13 protein-coding genes are annotated in these 15,988 nt (G+C 64.5%); 4 read left to right on the forward strand and 9 right to left on the reverse strand.

Annotation, left to right across the window (positions count from 1 at the left end; all coding sequences use genetic code 11):
• Nucleotides 1–98 precede the first annotated feature (98 nt).
• Nucleotides 99–2,552, reverse strand: coding sequence for an ATP-binding protein (locus tag ACTJK6_RS05005; protein WP_440838452.1), 2,454 nt, complete (start codon nt 2,550–2,552; stop codon nt 99–101).
• Between the two features lie 189 nt (nt 2,553–2,741).
• A complete protein-coding gene (locus ACTJK6_RS05010) occupies nt 2,742–5,198 on the reverse strand; it encodes an ExeM/NucH family extracellular endonuclease (protein ID WP_440838453.1) in 2,457 nt (818 codons plus the stop codon).
• 288 nt (nt 5,199–5,486) lie between these two features.
• On the opposite strand from ACTJK6_RS05010, the gene ACTJK6_RS05015 reads away from it, so the two are divergent.
• Nucleotides 5,487–6,119 carry a LysE family translocator gene (locus ACTJK6_RS05015; RefSeq protein WP_252693189.1) on the forward strand — a complete coding sequence of 211 codons (633 nt, stop codon included), beginning with the start codon at nt 5,487–5,489 and terminating at the stop codon, nt 6,117–6,119.
• 94 nt (nt 6,120–6,213) lie between these two features.
• On the opposite strand, the gene ACTJK6_RS05020 is transcribed toward ACTJK6_RS05015, so the two are convergent.
• From ACTJK6_RS05020 to ACTJK6_RS05045, 6 genes are all read right to left on the reverse strand, one after another.
• Nucleotides 6,214–6,441, reverse strand: coding sequence for a sulfurtransferase TusA family protein (locus ACTJK6_RS05020; protein ID WP_024976289.1), 228 nt, complete (start codon nt 6,439–6,441; stop codon nt 6,214–6,216).
• A 47-nt stretch (nt 6,442–6,488) separates the two neighbouring features.
• Nucleotides 6,489–7,070, reverse strand: coding sequence for an NUDIX hydrolase (locus tag ACTJK6_RS05025; RefSeq protein ID WP_232042273.1), 582 nt, complete (start codon nt 7,068–7,070; stop codon nt 6,489–6,491).
• 14 nt (nt 7,071–7,084) lie between these two features.
• Entirely contained in the window at nt 7,085–8,131 is a 1,047-nt protein-coding gene (locus ACTJK6_RS05030) for a threonine aldolase family protein (protein WP_232042272.1), read from the reverse strand.
• A 30-nt stretch (nt 8,132–8,161) separates the two neighbouring features.
• Complete coding sequence (locus tag ACTJK6_RS05035) at nt 8,162–8,350, reverse strand: 4-oxalocrotonate tautomerase (RefSeq protein ID WP_004629375.1); 189 nt, start codon at nt 8,348–8,350, stop codon at nt 8,162–8,164.
• A 55-nt stretch (nt 8,351–8,405) separates the two neighbouring features.
• Nucleotides 8,406–9,191 (reverse strand): class II aldolase/adducin family protein, encoded by a 786-nt coding sequence (locus ACTJK6_RS05040; RefSeq protein ID WP_322016346.1) that lies wholly within the window; start codon nt 9,189–9,191, stop codon nt 8,406–8,408.
• Between the two features lie 75 nt (nt 9,192–9,266).
• Complete coding sequence (locus ACTJK6_RS05045; protein ID WP_440838454.1) at nt 9,267–10,481, reverse strand: YbfB/YjiJ family MFS transporter; 1,215 nt, start codon at nt 10,479–10,481, stop codon at nt 9,267–9,269.
• A gap of 102 nt (nt 10,482–10,583) precedes the next feature.
• Here ACTJK6_RS05045 and ACTJK6_RS05050 point away from each other — a divergent pair, with 102 nt between their 5' ends.
• From ACTJK6_RS05050 to ACTJK6_RS05060, 3 genes are all read left to right on the forward strand, one after another.
• A complete protein-coding gene (locus tag ACTJK6_RS05050) occupies nt 10,584–11,492 on the forward strand; it encodes a LysR family transcriptional regulator (RefSeq protein ID WP_433866647.1) in 909 nt (302 codons plus the stop codon).
• Between the two features lie 73 nt (nt 11,493–11,565).
• Entirely contained in the window at nt 11,566–12,960 is a 1,395-nt protein-coding gene (locus ACTJK6_RS05055) for an NfeD family protein (RefSeq protein WP_440838455.1), read from the forward strand.
• 11 nt (nt 12,961–12,971) lie between these two features.
• Nucleotides 12,972–13,730 carry a slipin family protein gene (locus ACTJK6_RS05060; protein WP_232042267.1) on the forward strand — a complete coding sequence of 253 codons (759 nt, stop codon included), beginning with the start codon at nt 12,972–12,974 and terminating at the stop codon, nt 13,728–13,730.
• A gap of 6 nt (nt 13,731–13,736) precedes the next feature.
• Here the strand turns inward: ACTJK6_RS05060 and ACTJK6_RS05065 are convergent, their stop codons facing one another.
• A complete protein-coding gene (locus ACTJK6_RS05065) occupies nt 13,737–15,845 on the reverse strand; it encodes a TonB-dependent siderophore receptor (protein ID WP_440838456.1) in 2,109 nt (702 codons plus the stop codon).
• Nucleotides 15,846–15,988 lie beyond the last annotated feature (143 nt).

Genomic DNA, 15,988 nt, shown 5'->3' on the forward strand with positions numbered 1-15,988 from the left:
AATCGGAGCCGCAAGAGGCTCCATGTCGCCTCAGGCGAGGCGTACAACGCATTTGTGGGGATGTAGGATCGGAGCGAGGTTCGCTCTGGGGGGCAGGCTCAGGTGTCGGCGCCGTCCGTCGGGTGTAGCGATTGGAGCTGAGCCAGAAGCGCCTGCGCGTCTGCGGTGATGTCACTGGACGCCTGTGAAAGATGCCGCTCCAACTCGCTTGCCGCCTGACGCGTTTGCAGGTCGTCCACAACGGCGGCGGCGCCGGAAATGCGATGCGCCGCTCGACGTGCCTGGTCGATCTTCCGAAGTGCGACGCCTTGGGCAAGCATCTCAAGGTCGGTTTTCATGGTCTGTCGATAGATTGCCAGTACGTCCGCCGTCGGCGCCACCTCATGCTCCGTCGGCACCGTGTGGGAGTGGGAATCGCCATGGCCACACCAAAGTTCGATCAGCTCACGCAATGCGGCCAGACGCAGCGGCTTGCCGAGGACACCGTCCATGCCGCTGTCGAAACAGCGCATGCGATGCGCATCGTCAGCTGCGGCAGAAATGGCCACGATCGGGGTCCGCTCGGCGCCGCGCTGGTGTTCGATCTCGCGCATGCGCTGCGCAACGGTATAGCCGTCGATGCCTGGCAGATTGCAGTCGAGCAGCACCATGTCAAACGCTGTCGACACAAACTGTTCGAGCGCCGCTTCGCCCGTACCAGCAATGGCCGAGCGACAAGCCAGCGCATCAAGCTGATGCTGGATCGCGTGCTGCACCGCCTCGTGATCGTCGACGACCAGGACTAGCGGCCCATCCTTCGATTCCGGCATCAACGGCTTGTGTGGCCGACGCAAAGATGTCGCTTGCGCGCCGGCCGACGAGTCTCCCGGTGCACCCTGCGATGCGGACTCCGGGTGCGATTCGCGCACCGGCAACATGACCGTGAATACCGTGCCGACCTCGGGGCTGCTGCTGACGGTGATCACGCCGCTCATCAGGTCGACCAGTTCGCGGCAGATCGACAAGCCGAGCCCACTGCCGCTCGCGCCGCGATTACCCGGGCTTTCCACACGTGCGTAAGGCTCGAAGATGTTCCGCTGGCGCTCCGCGGGAATGCCCATGCCCGTATCTCTGACCTCGAGTACGAGCGTGCCATTGCCACGACGCTTGCGCGGCAGGTAATCGACGCGCAGAACCACCTTGCCGGCCGCGGTGAACTTGATCGCATTTACCAACAGGTTCAGGACGATCTGCCGCACGCGCATGGGGTCGATCTCTACGCTGAAATCGCGGGCGCATGCAAGATCGAGGGACAGCGCCAGTTCCTTCTCTTCCGAACGCCAACGCACCATGTCGAGCGTCTGCTCGGCCCACGGCCCGATCTCGGTTGACCGAGGCGCGAGTGTCACACTGCGCGATTCGAGGCGCGAGTATTCGAGAACATCGTCGAGCAGCGCCAGAAGGGTTTCCGATGCCGAGACCGCTGCATTCGCACGGTTTGCCTGCTCGCCAGTCAGCTGTGATCGCTGCAACAACTCCAGCGACGCAAGAATGGTGTGCATGGGTGTGCGGATTTCGTGGCTGATGAACGCGAGAAACATGGCCTTGTCGCGCTCACTGCGCACGGCAGCGACGCGCGCGCGCCACAGCACGTACGCCAGCACCGCGAACGCCAGCACAACACCGCCGACAAGGGCGACCTGCCGCCAGCGGTAATGCAGGATCGAAGCAAGCGACGGCGCGCCGTAATCCGTTGTTTCTTGCCAGCGGTGCCGGATGGCATCGGCATCGGATGCCGGAATTGCGGTCAGCGACTTATCGAGAATCGACGCCAGCACGGCGTTGTTTTCGCGCGTGACCATCGTCAGCGCATATGGACGGTCCCAGATGCTTCCCGAGAGAAAAAGTCGACCCTTGAACTGGCGATTCAACTGCGGAAGGATTGACGCGTCAGTCCCGAGGGCAGCGTCCGCCTCGTCATTTGCGACGGCATCCAGCGCATCGGACTCGTCCTGAAACGTCAGCAACGTTACGGGTACATCGCTGTGGCGAATTGCAAGTTCGAGCCCGCCGCCGCCTTTGATTGCGATGCGCTTGCCGGCCAACTGCGGGAAGCCGGCAAACAGGTTTTCACGCTCGGCCGTGACGATTGTGATTGTGCCGACGTAGTACGGCGTACTCGCAATGAAGCCATCTCGGTATGGCACCGTGTCATAGTTCTTGCTCCAGTCGGGCAACATGTCGATGCTGCCGGACTTCAACGCTGCGATGGAGCCTTTCCAGCACGCTCCATCGACATATTCAAAGCGCAGCCCGCTCAGCTCCGAAACCGCATCGAGGAACGACGGAACGATGCCGACCACCTTGCCGCCTTCGACAAACTCGAATGGCCGCCAATGTGCATTCACGCAGGTACGCACCACCGGATGCGCGGCAATCCAGGCATGCTCTTCCGGCGTGAACAGCGACGTTGCGGCCGCGTGGGCGCCCCCGGACATCAGCGCCAGCCATGCACCCAGGATCAGCGTGCGCACTATCGCCGCTACATTCTTCACAGCATCCCCAGTCGCCATATCGGAATCGATTGCATCGGCACGTCGCGTTCGTGATATTGCCGATCTGCCAGTCCACAAGCTTAATTCAGTCCCGAACCGGATGGTCGGAAACTGCCTTAAGGCCGTGTCGAACGGTCAGCAAACACACGGATGCGATTCGAATGGTGATGGAGCTGCAGCACGTCGCCCGAGGAAGAACGCGGGCGCTCAAGCCAGACACGGGCGGCGCCGCGCCAGGGCTACGGCAGCGGCCGCCAGTGCGAGCCCAAGGATGGGATCCACCGCACCGGCACCCCCCACCCCTGGACTGCCCGTGGCCCCACCCGCCGCCGCATCGCCTTCCGGACTTGTGCCGCCACCTGTGGTTTGTGTATCCAGCGCGATGTCGACCAGCACCGGATCGTGGTCGGAAGACCGGTACGCATCCGGCGCGTAGAGCGTCAGTTGCTGCTCGGCGCTCTTGTATGCGAACGCATATTCCAGCGCAATCGGCTCATCGGCATTGATGTGCCACTCGTGCACGGCGCGCACGCGCTCGGCAAGGCCTGAAGTGACAAGCGCATGGTCGATGTAGCCGGATTCGCCGCCATACACATAGCTGTAAGCGTCCTTGCCGATGAACTTGGCCACCATGTCGGCATAGCCCTTGTCGGCAAGGAGCGCAACGGGATCTTCCTTGGCATAGCTGTTGAGATCACCGATGAGGAGCTTGCCGACATCCGCCACGCCGGTCGGCGAGGTTGCCAGCCAGTCGGCGATCAGGCCGGCAGCGCGCACGCGGGTGGGGTTCCAGCAACTCTGGCCATCGCCCTGGTCGGCGTCCTTACCAGTTGCGCCGGAGCAGCTCTTCGACTTCAGGTGATTGACGACCACGGTGAAGTTCTGCGCGCCGCCGATGGTTCGAAAGCTGCGCGCCAGCGGCTGGCGGTTCTTGTTGTCGATGGCCAGCGTGGCCGGCACCCCCACAGGCTCCACGGTGCGGCTGTTGTAAAGGATGGCCACCGTGATTGCATCACTGCCGAGCTTCGGCACGCCCGGATCGACGTAGCGCCAGTCGGCGCCCAGCTGGGTCGTCAAGCGGCGGATGGCACTGAGGTCACCGTAGCCGTCGTTCTCGATTTCCATCAGGCCGACCACATCGGCATTGATGGCGCGGATGGCGGCGACGATTTTGGCTTCCTGGCGCTCGAACTCGGCCTGTGTCTTGGCGCCGCGGTTGGTTGGATCATCAAAACCAGCGCCTTTGCCGTCACCGTTGAAGTAGTTCAGTACGTTGAACGAAGCCACGCGCACATCCGCCTGCGCGTGGCGTGCAGGTGCACCGGCGCGCGGGTTCGTGGCCGCGTTGAAATCCGGTGCAGCCGCACCCGGCACGGGCTGCAGGCGCCAGGCGTTGTAGCGCATTTCCAGCACGCCCTGCACACCGCTCACCGTATAGCCGGCGCGCACGGGGTTCGCCGCAGACAGGCCCGGCGCCGGATAGCGCACGTTGGCGGGATTCTGCTGGTTGGAACCATCGTCAAGCACGATGCGGTTCAGCGCGTTGCTTGCAGCCTGCGCCGCGGCGGCGTCTCCGGGTCGAGCCACGTTGGTAGGCAGCGGTAGGCGTCCGTTGCTGAGCAGCAGACTGCCGTAGCGTCCGAGTTCGTAGGTTTCGCTCACTGTCAGCGTCTGCGGCAGGCGCACGAGCATCCCTTCATATGCCGAGAGCGCTCTGGCATCACCCACGGGCAGTGTCACGTCGACTGGCGTCACGCTGTTGCCGCTGGCACAACCGGCGATGCCGTTGGTGGCCAGCGTCAACTGCGTCTGGCCGTACTTTTCCTCGACCTTGCCGACGAGATGAACGAGATCACCAGCGCGGGCGGTGACGCCCGGCGCGTAGACAAACAACCCTTCCGACACGCCGGGCAGTCTGCGGCGCTGTGCATCGGGTTGCTGCACGAAGAAGCCGTTAAAGCCTGTGGCGCCACTGTAGTCGGCGGTCACGACGGCTTCGATCTCGACGGTCCCGCCGGCCAGCGGCGAAGTGGCCCCGGCGCCCTGCACATCCGCAAGGTGCGTTACCGGTGCGCCGCACATTGCAACGGCAGGCGGTAGCGTGACAGCGCCCTGCCCGTTGTACAGACCAAGGTCGGAGAAGTCGTCGACGTTGAACGCATCCCATTGCGCGGACGGATCGAAAGCAGCCGTCGCTGCCGTATCACCCTGCTTTACCGCGCCTTTGCGGCGCAGCGTGTGGTCCTTCGTGCCGGCGCTGGCCGTACCCCAGAAGCCTGACGACGGCTGATAGCCGACCTGGCCGATGCGGTCCACAACGACACCGGAACGCGTCAGCGTCAGCGCATCGTCGCCGTTGAAGGAGAACGCCGCCGTCTGGTTGACGCGGGAGCCGAGCACGCTGGCGAGCGTGCTGTGCGCCATCACATGCACGGCGCCCGGCGCCAGCTTGCCGGAGAGCGCAAACGATGCGGTGGGCGTACTGCCGCCATTGTTGTACTGCTCGATCTTGTAGACCGACAGATCGGCCTCCACGCCGTCCGGGTTGTAGATTTCGATGGCCTTGTTGTTCGAGCTGCCTTCGACGTACTCGCTGATGAGCAACTCGGCATGGGCCGGCAACGCCATGAAAAACATGGCGGAAAGGATGGAATGCAGATGCATGGGGACGGGGATGGAGGGATCAAAAAAAATGGGGGGCGGCATACCTTCAACAACGCCGATGACGCACGCATGGCATGTGGCCACCGATCGTTCAGCATTCTCTAAGCCGTCCCTGCCCTCTCGGCTGCCCTCATCAAAAAATGAAACACGCGTCGCCGTCGTCTGTGCGTTACAACCCGGGACCGATACAGAATTGCCGAAATTTGTGTTTTTCTGTACCTGTCGGGCGATTGATGACGGGTGCTAGCCTGCAAGCTCTTCATCCTTGCCGCTGACATCGAGCCCGCCATGCCTACCCTCACCAACCTGCTCACCTTTGCCCTGGTTGCGCTCGGCATGGTGCTGACGCCGGGCCCGAACATGATCTACCTGATCTCGCGCTCGATCTGCCAAGGGCGCAACGCGGGGCTCGTGTCGCTGGCGGGTATCGCCACGGGCTTCGTCTTCTACATGCTGTGTGCGGCATTCGGCATCACAGCGTTGCTGATGGCCGTGCCGTTTGCCTACGATGCACTGCGCTTTGGTGGCGCGATTTATCTGCTGTATCTCGCCTGGCAGGCGGTGCGACCGGGCGGCCGGGCGCCGTTCCAGGTGCGGGAGCTGCCGGTAGACAGCCCGCGCAAGCTGTACACGATGGGCTTGCTGACCAGCATGCTCAATCCGAAAGTGGCGGTGCTGTATCTGTCATTGCTGCCGCAGTTCATCGAGCCTGCGCACGGCAGCGTGCTGGTGCAGTCGGTCTGCCTGGGGGTCACGCAAATCTGCGTGAGCGTGACCGTCAATTCGATGATCGCCGCCACAGCGGGCAGCATCGCTGCGTTCCTCTCGCGCAAGCCGAGCTGGTTGTCGGTCCAGCGCTACCTGATGGGTACCGTGCTGACCAGCCTGGCGCTGCGCATGGCGATGGAAGCACGCAAGTAAGCCACACGAATTCGCGAAGCGATTCGCCGCCAAATGACAACGGGGCGATCCGGCAAAACCGGATCGCCCCGTTGTCATTGAACGCGCTGCCAGATCAGCGGCGGCGCATGTAGAACGTGAACACCTTGTCCTGCTCGCTGTGCTCCAGCAGCTCGTTGCCGGTCTGCTTGGCGAATGCCTGGAAGTCCCGCGTGGCGCCGGGGTCGGTAGCAAGAATCTTGAGCACATCGCCGCTTTGCATGTCGGCAAGCGCCTTCTTCGTGCGCAGGATGGGCAGCGGGCAATTCAGGCCGCGCGCGTCGATTTCCTTCTGAAACTCCATGTCTTCCTCAGTGGTCCGGGCAAGCGGCGCGGTGCCGCTCGCATCAGTTATTCCGTGATTGTAACGAGCCGCGTCGGCTGCCACTGGCGCGGCGGCGGCTCGGCGGGTTCGCCGGTGCGGATGTCGATATAGCTGACAGGCAGGCCGCGTGCCATCAGAAAATCTGCAACGGCATAGCCGGTGCCGGCCGTCCAGGGGCGGACTTTCTCAAACGGCTTCAGGCGGTATTCGACCAACTCTTCCGACAGCGCGATCTCACCATCGGCCACCACGTGGTACGCGATGATCAGTTCGTTCTTGCGGATGAACTCATACACGCCGATCAGCGAGATCGATTGTGCATTGAGGTTCGTCTCTTCCTTCAGCTCGCGGGCAATGCCCTCTTCCGGCGTCTCGTCGCGTTCGAGAAAGCCAGTCACGAGCGCGAACATGCCTTCCGGCCACAACGCGTTGCGCGCCAGGAACATCTGCCCGCGATATTCGACAACCGCCGCCAAGACAGGCAGCGGATTGTTCCAGTGCACGAAGCCGCAGTCCTGCGCTGGGCACGCAATGCGCAGGCGGCCGGCATTGTGCTGCTCGACAAGCGGCGTGGCGCATTGCGGACAAAAGCGGTAGTCGAAGCTCATGGCAGTCAGATCGATTAAGTGGCCTGCGCGCAGGCTGCGCGAATATCGGCGGCGAAGGCTTCCACCGTCTCGGGTTGCACATCCCACGAGCACATCAGGCGGCAGCCGCCGGCGCCAATGAACGTATAGAAGCGCCAGCCGCGTGCGCGCAGCGCCTCGATGGCAGGCACCGGCAACTCGGCAAACACCGCGTTCGATTCGGTCGGGAACATGATGCGCACGCCCGGCACATCGGCAATGCGCGCATGCAGAAGCTGCGCCATCGCATTGCCGTGACGCGCGTTGCGCAGCCAGACATCGTTTTCAAGCAGACCCAGCCACGGCGCCGAGATGAAGCGCATCTTCGACGCCAGCTGCCCCGCCTGCTTGACGCGATAGGCGAAGTCTTCCGCCAGGCGGCGATCGAAGAAGACAACCGCCTCGCCGACCGGCAGACCGTTCTTCGTGCCGCCAAAGCAGAGCACATCCACGCCGGCGCGCCACGTGATCTCGGACGGATGCACGCCGAGCGACGCCACCGCATTCGCAAAACGCGCGCCGTCCATGTGCACGCGCAATTGGCGACGCTTGGCAATCGCGGCAATGGCGCGCACCTCGTCCACGGTGTAGACGGTGCCGACTTCCGTCGACTGCGTCAGCGAAACGACCTTCGGCTTTGGATAGTGAATATCGGAGCGCCGCGTGACGAGCGCCTCGACCGCGTCCGGCGTGAGCTTGCCGTTCTCGCCCTTGGCGGTCAGCAGCTTGGAGCCGTTGGAGAAGAACTCCGGACCGCCGCATTCATCCGTCTCGATGTGCGCCAGCTCGTGGCAGATCACCGAGTGATACGACTGGCACAGCGACGACAGCGCCAGCGAATTGGCGGCCGTGCCGTTGAAGACGAAGAAGACTTCGCAATCGGTCTCGAACAGATCGCGGATGCGATCGCACACGCGCTGCGTCCACGAATCATCGCCATAGGCCGGCTCGTGGCCGCTGCCGTTGGCCTCCAGGAAATACTTCAGAGACTCTGGGCAGAAGCCCGCGTAGTTGTCTGAGGCGAAATGCTGCTTGGGCTGCATGGCGGGCCGGCAAATGGAAGTGGAAGAGAGTTACTTCTGTTCGGACCACAGCACGCCGCCGGTGGCCCAGTTCTCGCGCTTGATGTCGGTGATGATGATGTCGACGGCGCCCGGCGCGCAGCCCAGCGATTCGCACGTGACACGCGTCACTTCTTCGACGAGCTTCCTCTTCTGCTCAACGCTGCGGCCCTCGAACATCTCGATGTGGAAAGTCGGCATGGTGTCTCCTGTTAAGTGAGTCGCTTTGACGGTCGCGTCGGTTGGGTCAGTCGCGTCAGTCACGATATGAGGCATCGATTTTATCCAGTTTGCGCAAGAGCGCCGGCCACTCGATCACGCCTTCAATGGCGCCGCCATCTTCGAGCTGTTCGGCCGCGCGATCTGCCACTTCCGGTGCGGGCGAGACGACCTCGCCGCCGGCCAGCGCCTGGATCTGAATCTCGCATGCTTTGATGAGCGTGGCCATCAGCACGTGCGCCTCGGCCACGGTCCGGCCAATGGTCAGCGTGCCGTGGTTGCGCAGCAGCATGGCGAAATGGTTGCCCAGCGATGCGGTCAGGCGCGCGCCCTCTTCCGGCGTGAACGCAAGGCCTTCGTAATCGTGATAGGCGATGCGCCGGTGAAACCGCAGCGCATGCTGAGACAGCGGCAGCAGCCCCCGCCTCTGCGCCGACACCGCAATGCCCGCCGTATTGTGCAGATGGATCACGCAGTGCGCGTCGGGCCGCGCGGCATGCACGGCGGCGTGCAGTGCAAAACCCGTTACGTTGACGGACGGACGCGTCGCTGCATCGGGCCAATCGCCGACAAGCTGGCCGCGGCCATTGATCTTGACGAGGTTGGATGCGGTGATCTCGTCGAACGCCAGGCCGAACGCGTTGATCAGGAAGTGATCCGGCTCGCCCGGCACGGTGGCCGACAAATGGGTGTAGACGAGGTCGTCCCAACCGTTGAGCGCGGCCAGACGATACGCGGCGGCAAGATCGACGCGCACCGCCCGCTCGGCCTGGCTGATCTCGCCGCCGGGCACGACGGCATCGGGGCGCAAGGCAAAAGACATGGGGCTCCTCCAATGGAGGAGGCATTCTAGAACGGGCGCGCGGACCGCGTTGTACGCGCCTTCACATGCCGCGCATCACGCGCGCGCCGGGGCCGTCCGCTTGACCGCAAGAAAGGTCGCCACACCCGCCACCAGCGACACCGCTGCCACCGCCAGCGATGCATTGAAGCCGCCCGTGGCTGCAAACAGGCGGTTCGCCAGCGGCGGCCCCGCAATCTGGCCGATGCCGTACGCGGCAGTCATCAGACCCATCAGACGCGGCACGGCATGCGGCCAGAGCCGGCGCGCCTCGCGCATGGCAAACAGCGTGATCGCCGTGAACGGCAGGCCGAGCAGCGTGCTGGAAAGCGCCAGCCCCGCCACCGTGGGCCACACAATGCTGATGGTCACGGCAACCGCCTGCATGGCGTAGGCCGTGGCCAGCAGCGACCGGTTATCGCGCCCCAGGCTGATCCGCGTGGAAAGAAACGCCCCGAGCGCCACCCCCGCACCGAACATCGGCCAGAACAGATCGGGCCAGACCGAACCCGCAGGCAGCACCTTGCGCGCGATCACCGGCAGGAAGGTGGCGGTGATGATGTAACCGAAGCCAGCCAAGCCATAGGCAAGCGTCAGCGCGCTGGTGGGCGCATCCAGCCCGGGTGCCGTGCCGGAGGCAGCCCGCGCCGGAGCGGCATGCGCATGCGCTTCGGGCCGGATGGTCGACCACACCGCCGCCGAAAGCAGCGCCGACAGCACGCCAAAAGCAATCCATGCCGACGTTGCGTGCCAGCCGAGCGCCACCATGCCGCTGGCCGCCAAGCCCGGAATGGCGATGCCAAGTCCCGGCCCGCAGAAAATGATGCCGCCGAGCGCCGCATGGCCCAGCTCGGTCAGTCGATGGAGGCACCAGCCCGCCGTAAAGACAAACACCAGCGCGCTGGCCATGCCGGCCGCAAAGCGCAGCAGAAGCCACGCAGGCTGCCCTTGCAGGACGCCCATTCCGGCGGTCAGCAGCACCGTCGCAACCAGACCGGTGCGGATGAGCCGCGCCGCGTCGCCGCGCACGGCCATGCAGGCCAGCGCGCCAACGAAATAGCCCAGGTAGTTGCCGGTTGCCAGCCAGCTGCCCTGCGCCAGCGTCAGGCTGCCGTCGTGAAGCATCATCGGCAGGATCGGCGTGAAGGCGAAGCGGCCGATGCCCATCGCCACGGACAGCGCCACCATGCCCGCAATCGCCACGCGCCATGCGGTGGCCCGCTGAAAACGCGCGGCGGACAAGGCTGAGGGAGACGACAGGATGTGCTCCATGAGAAGGCCTGGATGAGGAAATCGGCACTTCATCGTACGCAAGGCCGTTCATCCTGAAAAATGAATTATATTGAACAAACCCATTAGCATTTGAGATACATCATGGATCTGTCCTCGCTCGAGATCTTCCGGACGGTGGTGCGGGAAGGTGGTGTCACCCGAGCGGCCCAGCAGCTCAATCGCGTGCAGTCGAATGTGACGACACGCATCCGCCAGCTGGAGGCTTCGCTCGGCGTGCAGCTATTTGTGCGCGAAAGCAAGCGCATGGTGCTGACGCCCGCCGGGCAGACCCTGCTGACCTACGCCGACGACATCCTCCGCCTGGCCGCCGAAGCGCGCCAGGCCGTGCAGCCGCGGGAGCCGCACGGGCGCCTGCGCATCGCGTCCATGGAAAGCACGGCGGCCAGCCGCCTTCCTGCCCTGCTGGCAACGCTCCATCAACGCTGGCCGCGCGTGCAGCTTGAACTGGTAACGATGACCACGCGCCAGTCCCTCCAGGCGCTGTCGAACTTTGAAGTCGACTGCGCGTTCGTTGCCGAAACGGCATGCCTGAACAACACGCGTGCCGCCATGACCACACTGCCGGCATTTGCGGAAGAGCTGGTACTGATTGCTCACCGCGCCCATCCGCCAATCCGCCGCGCCGCCGACGTGCAGACCGCGGGCATGCTCGCGTTCGAACCCGGCTGCGCCTATCGGCAATTGATCGAAGACTGGTTTGCAGCAGATGGCGTAGTGCCGTCGCGGGTACTGGAGCTTGGCTCGTACCACGCCATCATCGCGTGCGCGGCGGCCGGGATTGGCGTGGCGCTGGTGCCGCGCTCGGTGCTCGAGCTGTACACGAATGCGCCGGAAATCAGCATCCACACGCTGGACAAGCCAGGCCGTGTCGACACACTGCTAGCCTGGCATCGCGACATGGCTGGCCCCGCCCTGCAGGCGCTCTTGCAGGTGCTGAGCGAGCCGCAACCAACGGCAAGTGCAACCGCACGCGAAGCCATTGCCGCCTAAACTGAAAGCGGATATCGGGATTGCGCCGCCGGCCTGATCGGGCAGAGCGCAGCAATCACGGACGGAGGCGCAGATGCGACCGTCGTTGCGGATGCGGCATTGGATGGGATGGTTGCCAGCGGTCATGGCCGCGGTGTGGACCAGCCTTGCCGCGGCAGCCGCGCCGGTCGTGGTGCTGCCTGTAACGGGTGCCATCGGGCCGGCCAGCGCAGCCTACGTGATCCGCGGCCTGCAGCGGGCGCGCGATCAAGGAGCGCAGCTCGTTGTGCTGCAAATGGATACGCCCGGCGGCCTCGATGCGTCGATGCGCCAGATCATTCAAGCCATCCTTGCGTCGCCCGTGCCGGTTGCAGGCTACGTGGCCCCCGGCGGCGCGCGGGCAGCGAGCGCGGGCACCTACATCCTCTACGCCTGCCACGTTGCCGCGATGGCGCCGGCCACGAATCTGGGTGCAGCTTCTCCCGTGGCGATCGGCATGGGCGGCCACGCCCCCAGCCCCGGCGAAGGCGCCAAGCCGGCCAGCGCGCCAGCCGCCACGTCCAGCAATGAAGACACCCTGGCCCGCAAGCAGATGCACGACGCCGCGGCGTACATTCGCGGCCTGGCCCAGCTGCGCGGTCGCAATGCCGAGTGGGCCGAGCGCGCCGTTCGCGAAGCGGTCAGCCTCGACGCACCCGAGGCCGCCAGCCAGCACGTGATTGACCTTGTTGCGGCAAGCCTGCCTGATCTGCTCAAGCAAGTCGACGGCCGTGCGGTGCGCACGTCCGCCGGCGTGATCACGCTGCGTACAGCCGAGGCCACGATCGTCACGCTGGAGCCCGACTGGCGCAACCACTTCCTCGGCGTCATTACCGACCCAAGCCTGGCGCTGTTGCTGCTGACGGTGGGCGTGTATGCACTGATCTTCGAGTTCTCGACGCCGGGCATGGTCGTGCCCGGCATCCTCGGCGCGGTGTGCATCGTGGTGGCGCTTTACGGGCTGCAGATGCTGCCGATCAACTACGCGGGGCTCGCCCTCATCGCACTTGGCCTGGGTTGTATGGTGGCTGAAGCATTCCTGCCGACATTCGGCGCGCTCGGCGTGGGCGGTATCGTTGCGTTCGTGCTGGGCGCGGTGATGCTGATCGATACGCAAACGCCTGGCTTTGGCGTGCCGCTTCCGCTCATCATCGGACTGGCCTTCGTGAGCCTGACTGTTGTTCTAGCGCTCTCCAGCCTGGCGGTGCGTGCGCGACGGCGGCCGATCGTGACCGGCGGCGATACGCTCATCGGCATGACAGGCGAAGTGGTGGACGTCGATACACCGGACGCCGATGCCGACAGCGATGGCTGGGCGCGCATCCATGGCGAGCGCTGGCGCGTGCGCTGTGACGGCGGCATCGCGCGTGGCGATCAGGTGCGTGTAATCGCCCGGCATGGGCTGACACTGATGGTCGAACCCGTCGCCCCCGTCGCCGCGTCTTCATAAGGAGAAGAAAAATGCTTTATGGCTTCTTCAGCGCGGGCGGCCTGATCTTCCTGGCCGTGCTGCTGGTCATCTCGTCGTTCCGGGTGCTGCGCGAATACGAGCGCGGCGTGGTGTTCCTGCTCGGCCGCTTCTGGCGCGTGAAGGGGCCGGGGCTGGTGCTCATCGTGCCGGCCATCCAGCAGATGGTGCGCGTGGACTTGCGCACGGTGGTGATGGACGTGCCGCCGCAAGATGTGATCTCGCACGACAACGTGTCGGTCAAGGTCAACGCGGTGGTGTATTTCCGTGTGGTCGACCCCGAGCGCGCCATCATCCAGGTGGCCAACTATCTGGAAGCGACAAGCCAGCTCGCGCAGACGACATTGCGCGCCATCCTGGGCAAGCACGAGCTGGACGAGATGCTGGCCGAGCGCGAAAAGCTCAATCTCGATATCCAGAAGGTCCTCGACATCCAGACCGACCCGTGGGGCATCAAGATCGCGAACGTGGAGATCAAGCACGTCGACCTGAACGAATCGATGATCCGCGCCATCGCCCGCCAGGCCGAGGCCGAACGCGAACGCCGCGCCAAGGTCATCCACGCGGAAGGCGAGCTGCAGGCATCGGAAAAGCTGCTCGAAGCCGCACGCATGCTGGCCCAGCAGCCCGAGGCAATCCAGTTGCGCTACCTGCAGACGCTCACGCAGATCGCCGGCGACAAAAGCTCGACGATTGTCTTTCCGCTGCCGATGGAAGTGCTGGGCGCAGCGAAGAAAGCGGCGGGCGGCTGACACGCATCACAGATCAATCTTCATGCCGAGCTTGAAGAGGCGCGGTACGCCCATCGACAGACGGTTGTTGCCGGCGCCCGCCCAGTAGCGCTTGTCGGTCAGGTTGTCGACATTGAATTGCAGCGTTGCCCGTTTGCCCGAGATGCGTGTCACATAGCGCACGCCTGCACTGAAGAGCGTGGTGCCACCCAGTTCGGCTTGATTGGCATCGTTCACCGGGCGCGGGCCGAGGTAGTACGCGCCCGCGTTGAATGAGACAGAACGCAGCATCGGCAACGTGTATTCGGCAAAGAGGCTGCCGGTGCTGCGCGGCGTGTTCTCCGGGGTTTTCCCGTCGAGGCCATTACCGACACCACGGAACTTCGCGTCCGTCCAGCCGGCGGAAGCCAGCAGCGACAGGTCCTTGGTGAGGCGGCCCTGCGCGGTCAGCTCGATACCGCGAATCCGCTCGCGGCCATCTTGCACGAAGACGTTTGCGTCGTTGGTGTAGCTCGCTGCCCGGTCGATGTCGTACACGGCAGCGGCAAGCTGTGTGCCGGCCGGCGTTTCGTAGCGCACGCCCACTTCCTTCTGTTCGGACAGCGCCGGCGGCATGGCCACATTGGCGTTGGCGGCCGTGTTCGGTGCCCGCGCGCCGGCTTCCAGCCCTTGCGCGTACGACGCATACGCCGAGAGCGCCGGCGTGAACTTGTAGATGACGGCCCCCAGCGGCGTGGTCTTGCTGGCCTCGTAGCGGTTGGGCGCCTGCTCGCTGGTGTAGCGCGTGTAGCGCAGGCCGGCGATCACCTGCCAGTGCAGCGACAGCGTCATGCGATCCAGCGCGTAGACGCCCGTATCCACCGCGCGCTGCTCGGCCGTAAAACCGGTGCCGGTGGTCGGCAGCCAGCCGAGGTCGACGGGGTTGTACAGATTCTGCACACCTGAGAAGCGGTCCGAATACACGGCTGCCTGGCGCATGTCGGACCGCGCAATGCCGAAGGTCAGGTCATGCGTCACCCCGCCCGTTTTCTCGGTGCCCGAAATATCGGCCCGCACGTGGCTTGTATTCCAGCGACCGTTCTGGCGCTGGCCGGACAGCGTGCCAGCACCCGTCAGCGCATTGGTCAGCTTGAATTCCGAGAACGCCCGCGTGCGCGCCGTCTCCGACATGCCGCCTTCCACCGTCAGCAGCCACGCATCGGCGAGCGCGTAATCGGCACGCAGCAGCGCGTTGGTGTTGTTGCCATCAAAGTCGGCCCAGCCCGGCGCAATGCGTTTGCTCGGGTCGGGCATGGCAGGCAACGTGATGACGCCGTTTTTGGCAGCGGGCAGCGTCACCACCGACTGTTCGGTGATGACCTTGCGCGAATATTCCACGTCGGCTTTCAGGCTCAGGCGGCTGTTGACCTTCCAGTCGAATGCCATGGCGGCGAGCTGGCGCGTGCCGTCAATGCCGCTTGTCGGCGACTGCAGCGCGCCGCCCGCCGCGTTGATGCGCAGGCCATATTGATTGTCTTCACCAAAGCGGCGCCCGACGTCGAGCGTGCCGACGGCGGTGCCGTTGCTGTCGAACTGCATGCCCAGCGTGGTGACGGGCGTGTTGCCCGCGCGCTTCGTAACAAGGTTCACCACGCCGCCCGGCGTCGTGTAGCCGTAATACAGCGCCGACACGCCCTTGAGCACCTCCACGCGCTCCTTATCTTCAAGCGGCATTGCCGTGAGCGCGGGAATCGGCATCGAGCCGTTGAAGCGGAAATTGGTGCGGTTCTCCAGCGTCACGCCGCGGATGGCAAGGTTGTCGAACGTTTCGCCCGAAAGCTGCTGGCGCGTCACGCCGGCTGTATTGCGCAGCGCGTCGTACAGCGACGTGTCTTGCTGCGCGTCGAGTGCCTCGCGCGTGACCACGTTCACGGTGGCAGGAATGTCGCGCAACGCCATGCCGCGGAATGCTCCGACCTCCGCCGTGCTGGCTGCAAAACCCCGCTGGCTGCCTGCCGTGACGGTGGTCTCATTCAAATCGACCGTGGCGGCAGCTGCGCGGGGCTGGCTTTCTTCGGCATGGGCCAACGTGGAAACGGCAAGAGGAATGGCGGCGAGCGCGCAGGAGAATGCGCGGGCCGCGAGAAGACGGTTCATCGCAGACAAAGGGACGATCAGAAGTGGCAAAACCAGACGCGCGACAACGCAGTCATGCGTTGGGGATGAAAAAACGCGCCGCAAAACTTCACGCGGCGCGTCGATCCGTTGGCTGGCAGGTGGAAACCCGCTGGCTCGCCCGG

This window comes from Ralstonia sp. 22086 (assembly GCF_052045975.1).
Taxonomy (GTDB): Bacteria; Pseudomonadota; Gammaproteobacteria; order Burkholderiales; family Burkholderiaceae; genus Ralstonia; species Ralstonia wenshanensis.

Coding starts and splice junctions, on each gene's coding strand:
- ACTJK6_RS05060 (WP_232042267.1), top strand. CDS start 12,972: ATGCTTTATGGCTTCTTCAGCGCGGGCGGCCTGATCTTCCTGGCCGTG.
- ACTJK6_RS05040 (WP_322016346.1), bottom strand. CDS start 9,191: ATGTCTTTTGCCTTGCGCCCCGATGCCGTCGTGCCCGGCGGCGAGATC.
- ACTJK6_RS05045 (WP_440838454.1), bottom strand. CDS start 10,481: ATGGAGCACATCCTGTCGTCTCCCTCAGCCTTGTCCGCCGCGCGTTTT.
- ACTJK6_RS05010 (WP_440838453.1), bottom strand. CDS start 5,198: ATGCATCTGCATTCCATCCTTTCCGCCATGTTTTTCATGGCGTTGCCG.
- ACTJK6_RS05050 (WP_433866647.1), top strand. CDS start 10,584: ATGGATCTGTCCTCGCTCGAGATCTTCCGGACGGTGGTGCGGGAAGGT.
- ACTJK6_RS05025 (WP_232042273.1), bottom strand. CDS start 7,070: ATGAGCTTCGACTACCGCTTTTGTCCGCAATGCGCCACGCCGCTTGTC.
- ACTJK6_RS05030 (WP_232042272.1), bottom strand. CDS start 8,131: ATGCAGCCCAAGCAGCATTTCGCCTCAGACAACTACGCGGGCTTCTGC.
- ACTJK6_RS05055 (WP_440838455.1), top strand. CDS start 11,566: ATGCGACCGTCGTTGCGGATGCGGCATTGGATGGGATGGTTGCCAGCG.
- ACTJK6_RS05065 (WP_440838456.1), bottom strand. CDS start 15,845: ATGAACCGTCTTCTCGCGGCCCGCGCATTCTCCTGCGCGCTCGCCGCC.
- ACTJK6_RS05005 (WP_440838452.1), bottom strand. CDS start 2,552: ATGGCGACTGGGGATGCTGTGAAGAATGTAGCGGCGATAGTGCGCACG.
- ACTJK6_RS05015 (WP_252693189.1), top strand. CDS start 5,487: ATGCCTACCCTCACCAACCTGCTCACCTTTGCCCTGGTTGCGCTCGGC.
- ACTJK6_RS05020 (WP_024976289.1), bottom strand. CDS start 6,441: ATGGAGTTTCAGAAGGAAATCGACGCGCGCGGCCTGAATTGCCCGCTG.
- ACTJK6_RS05035 (WP_004629375.1), bottom strand. CDS start 8,350: ATGCCGACTTTCCACATCGAGATGTTCGAGGGCCGCAGCGTTGAGCAG.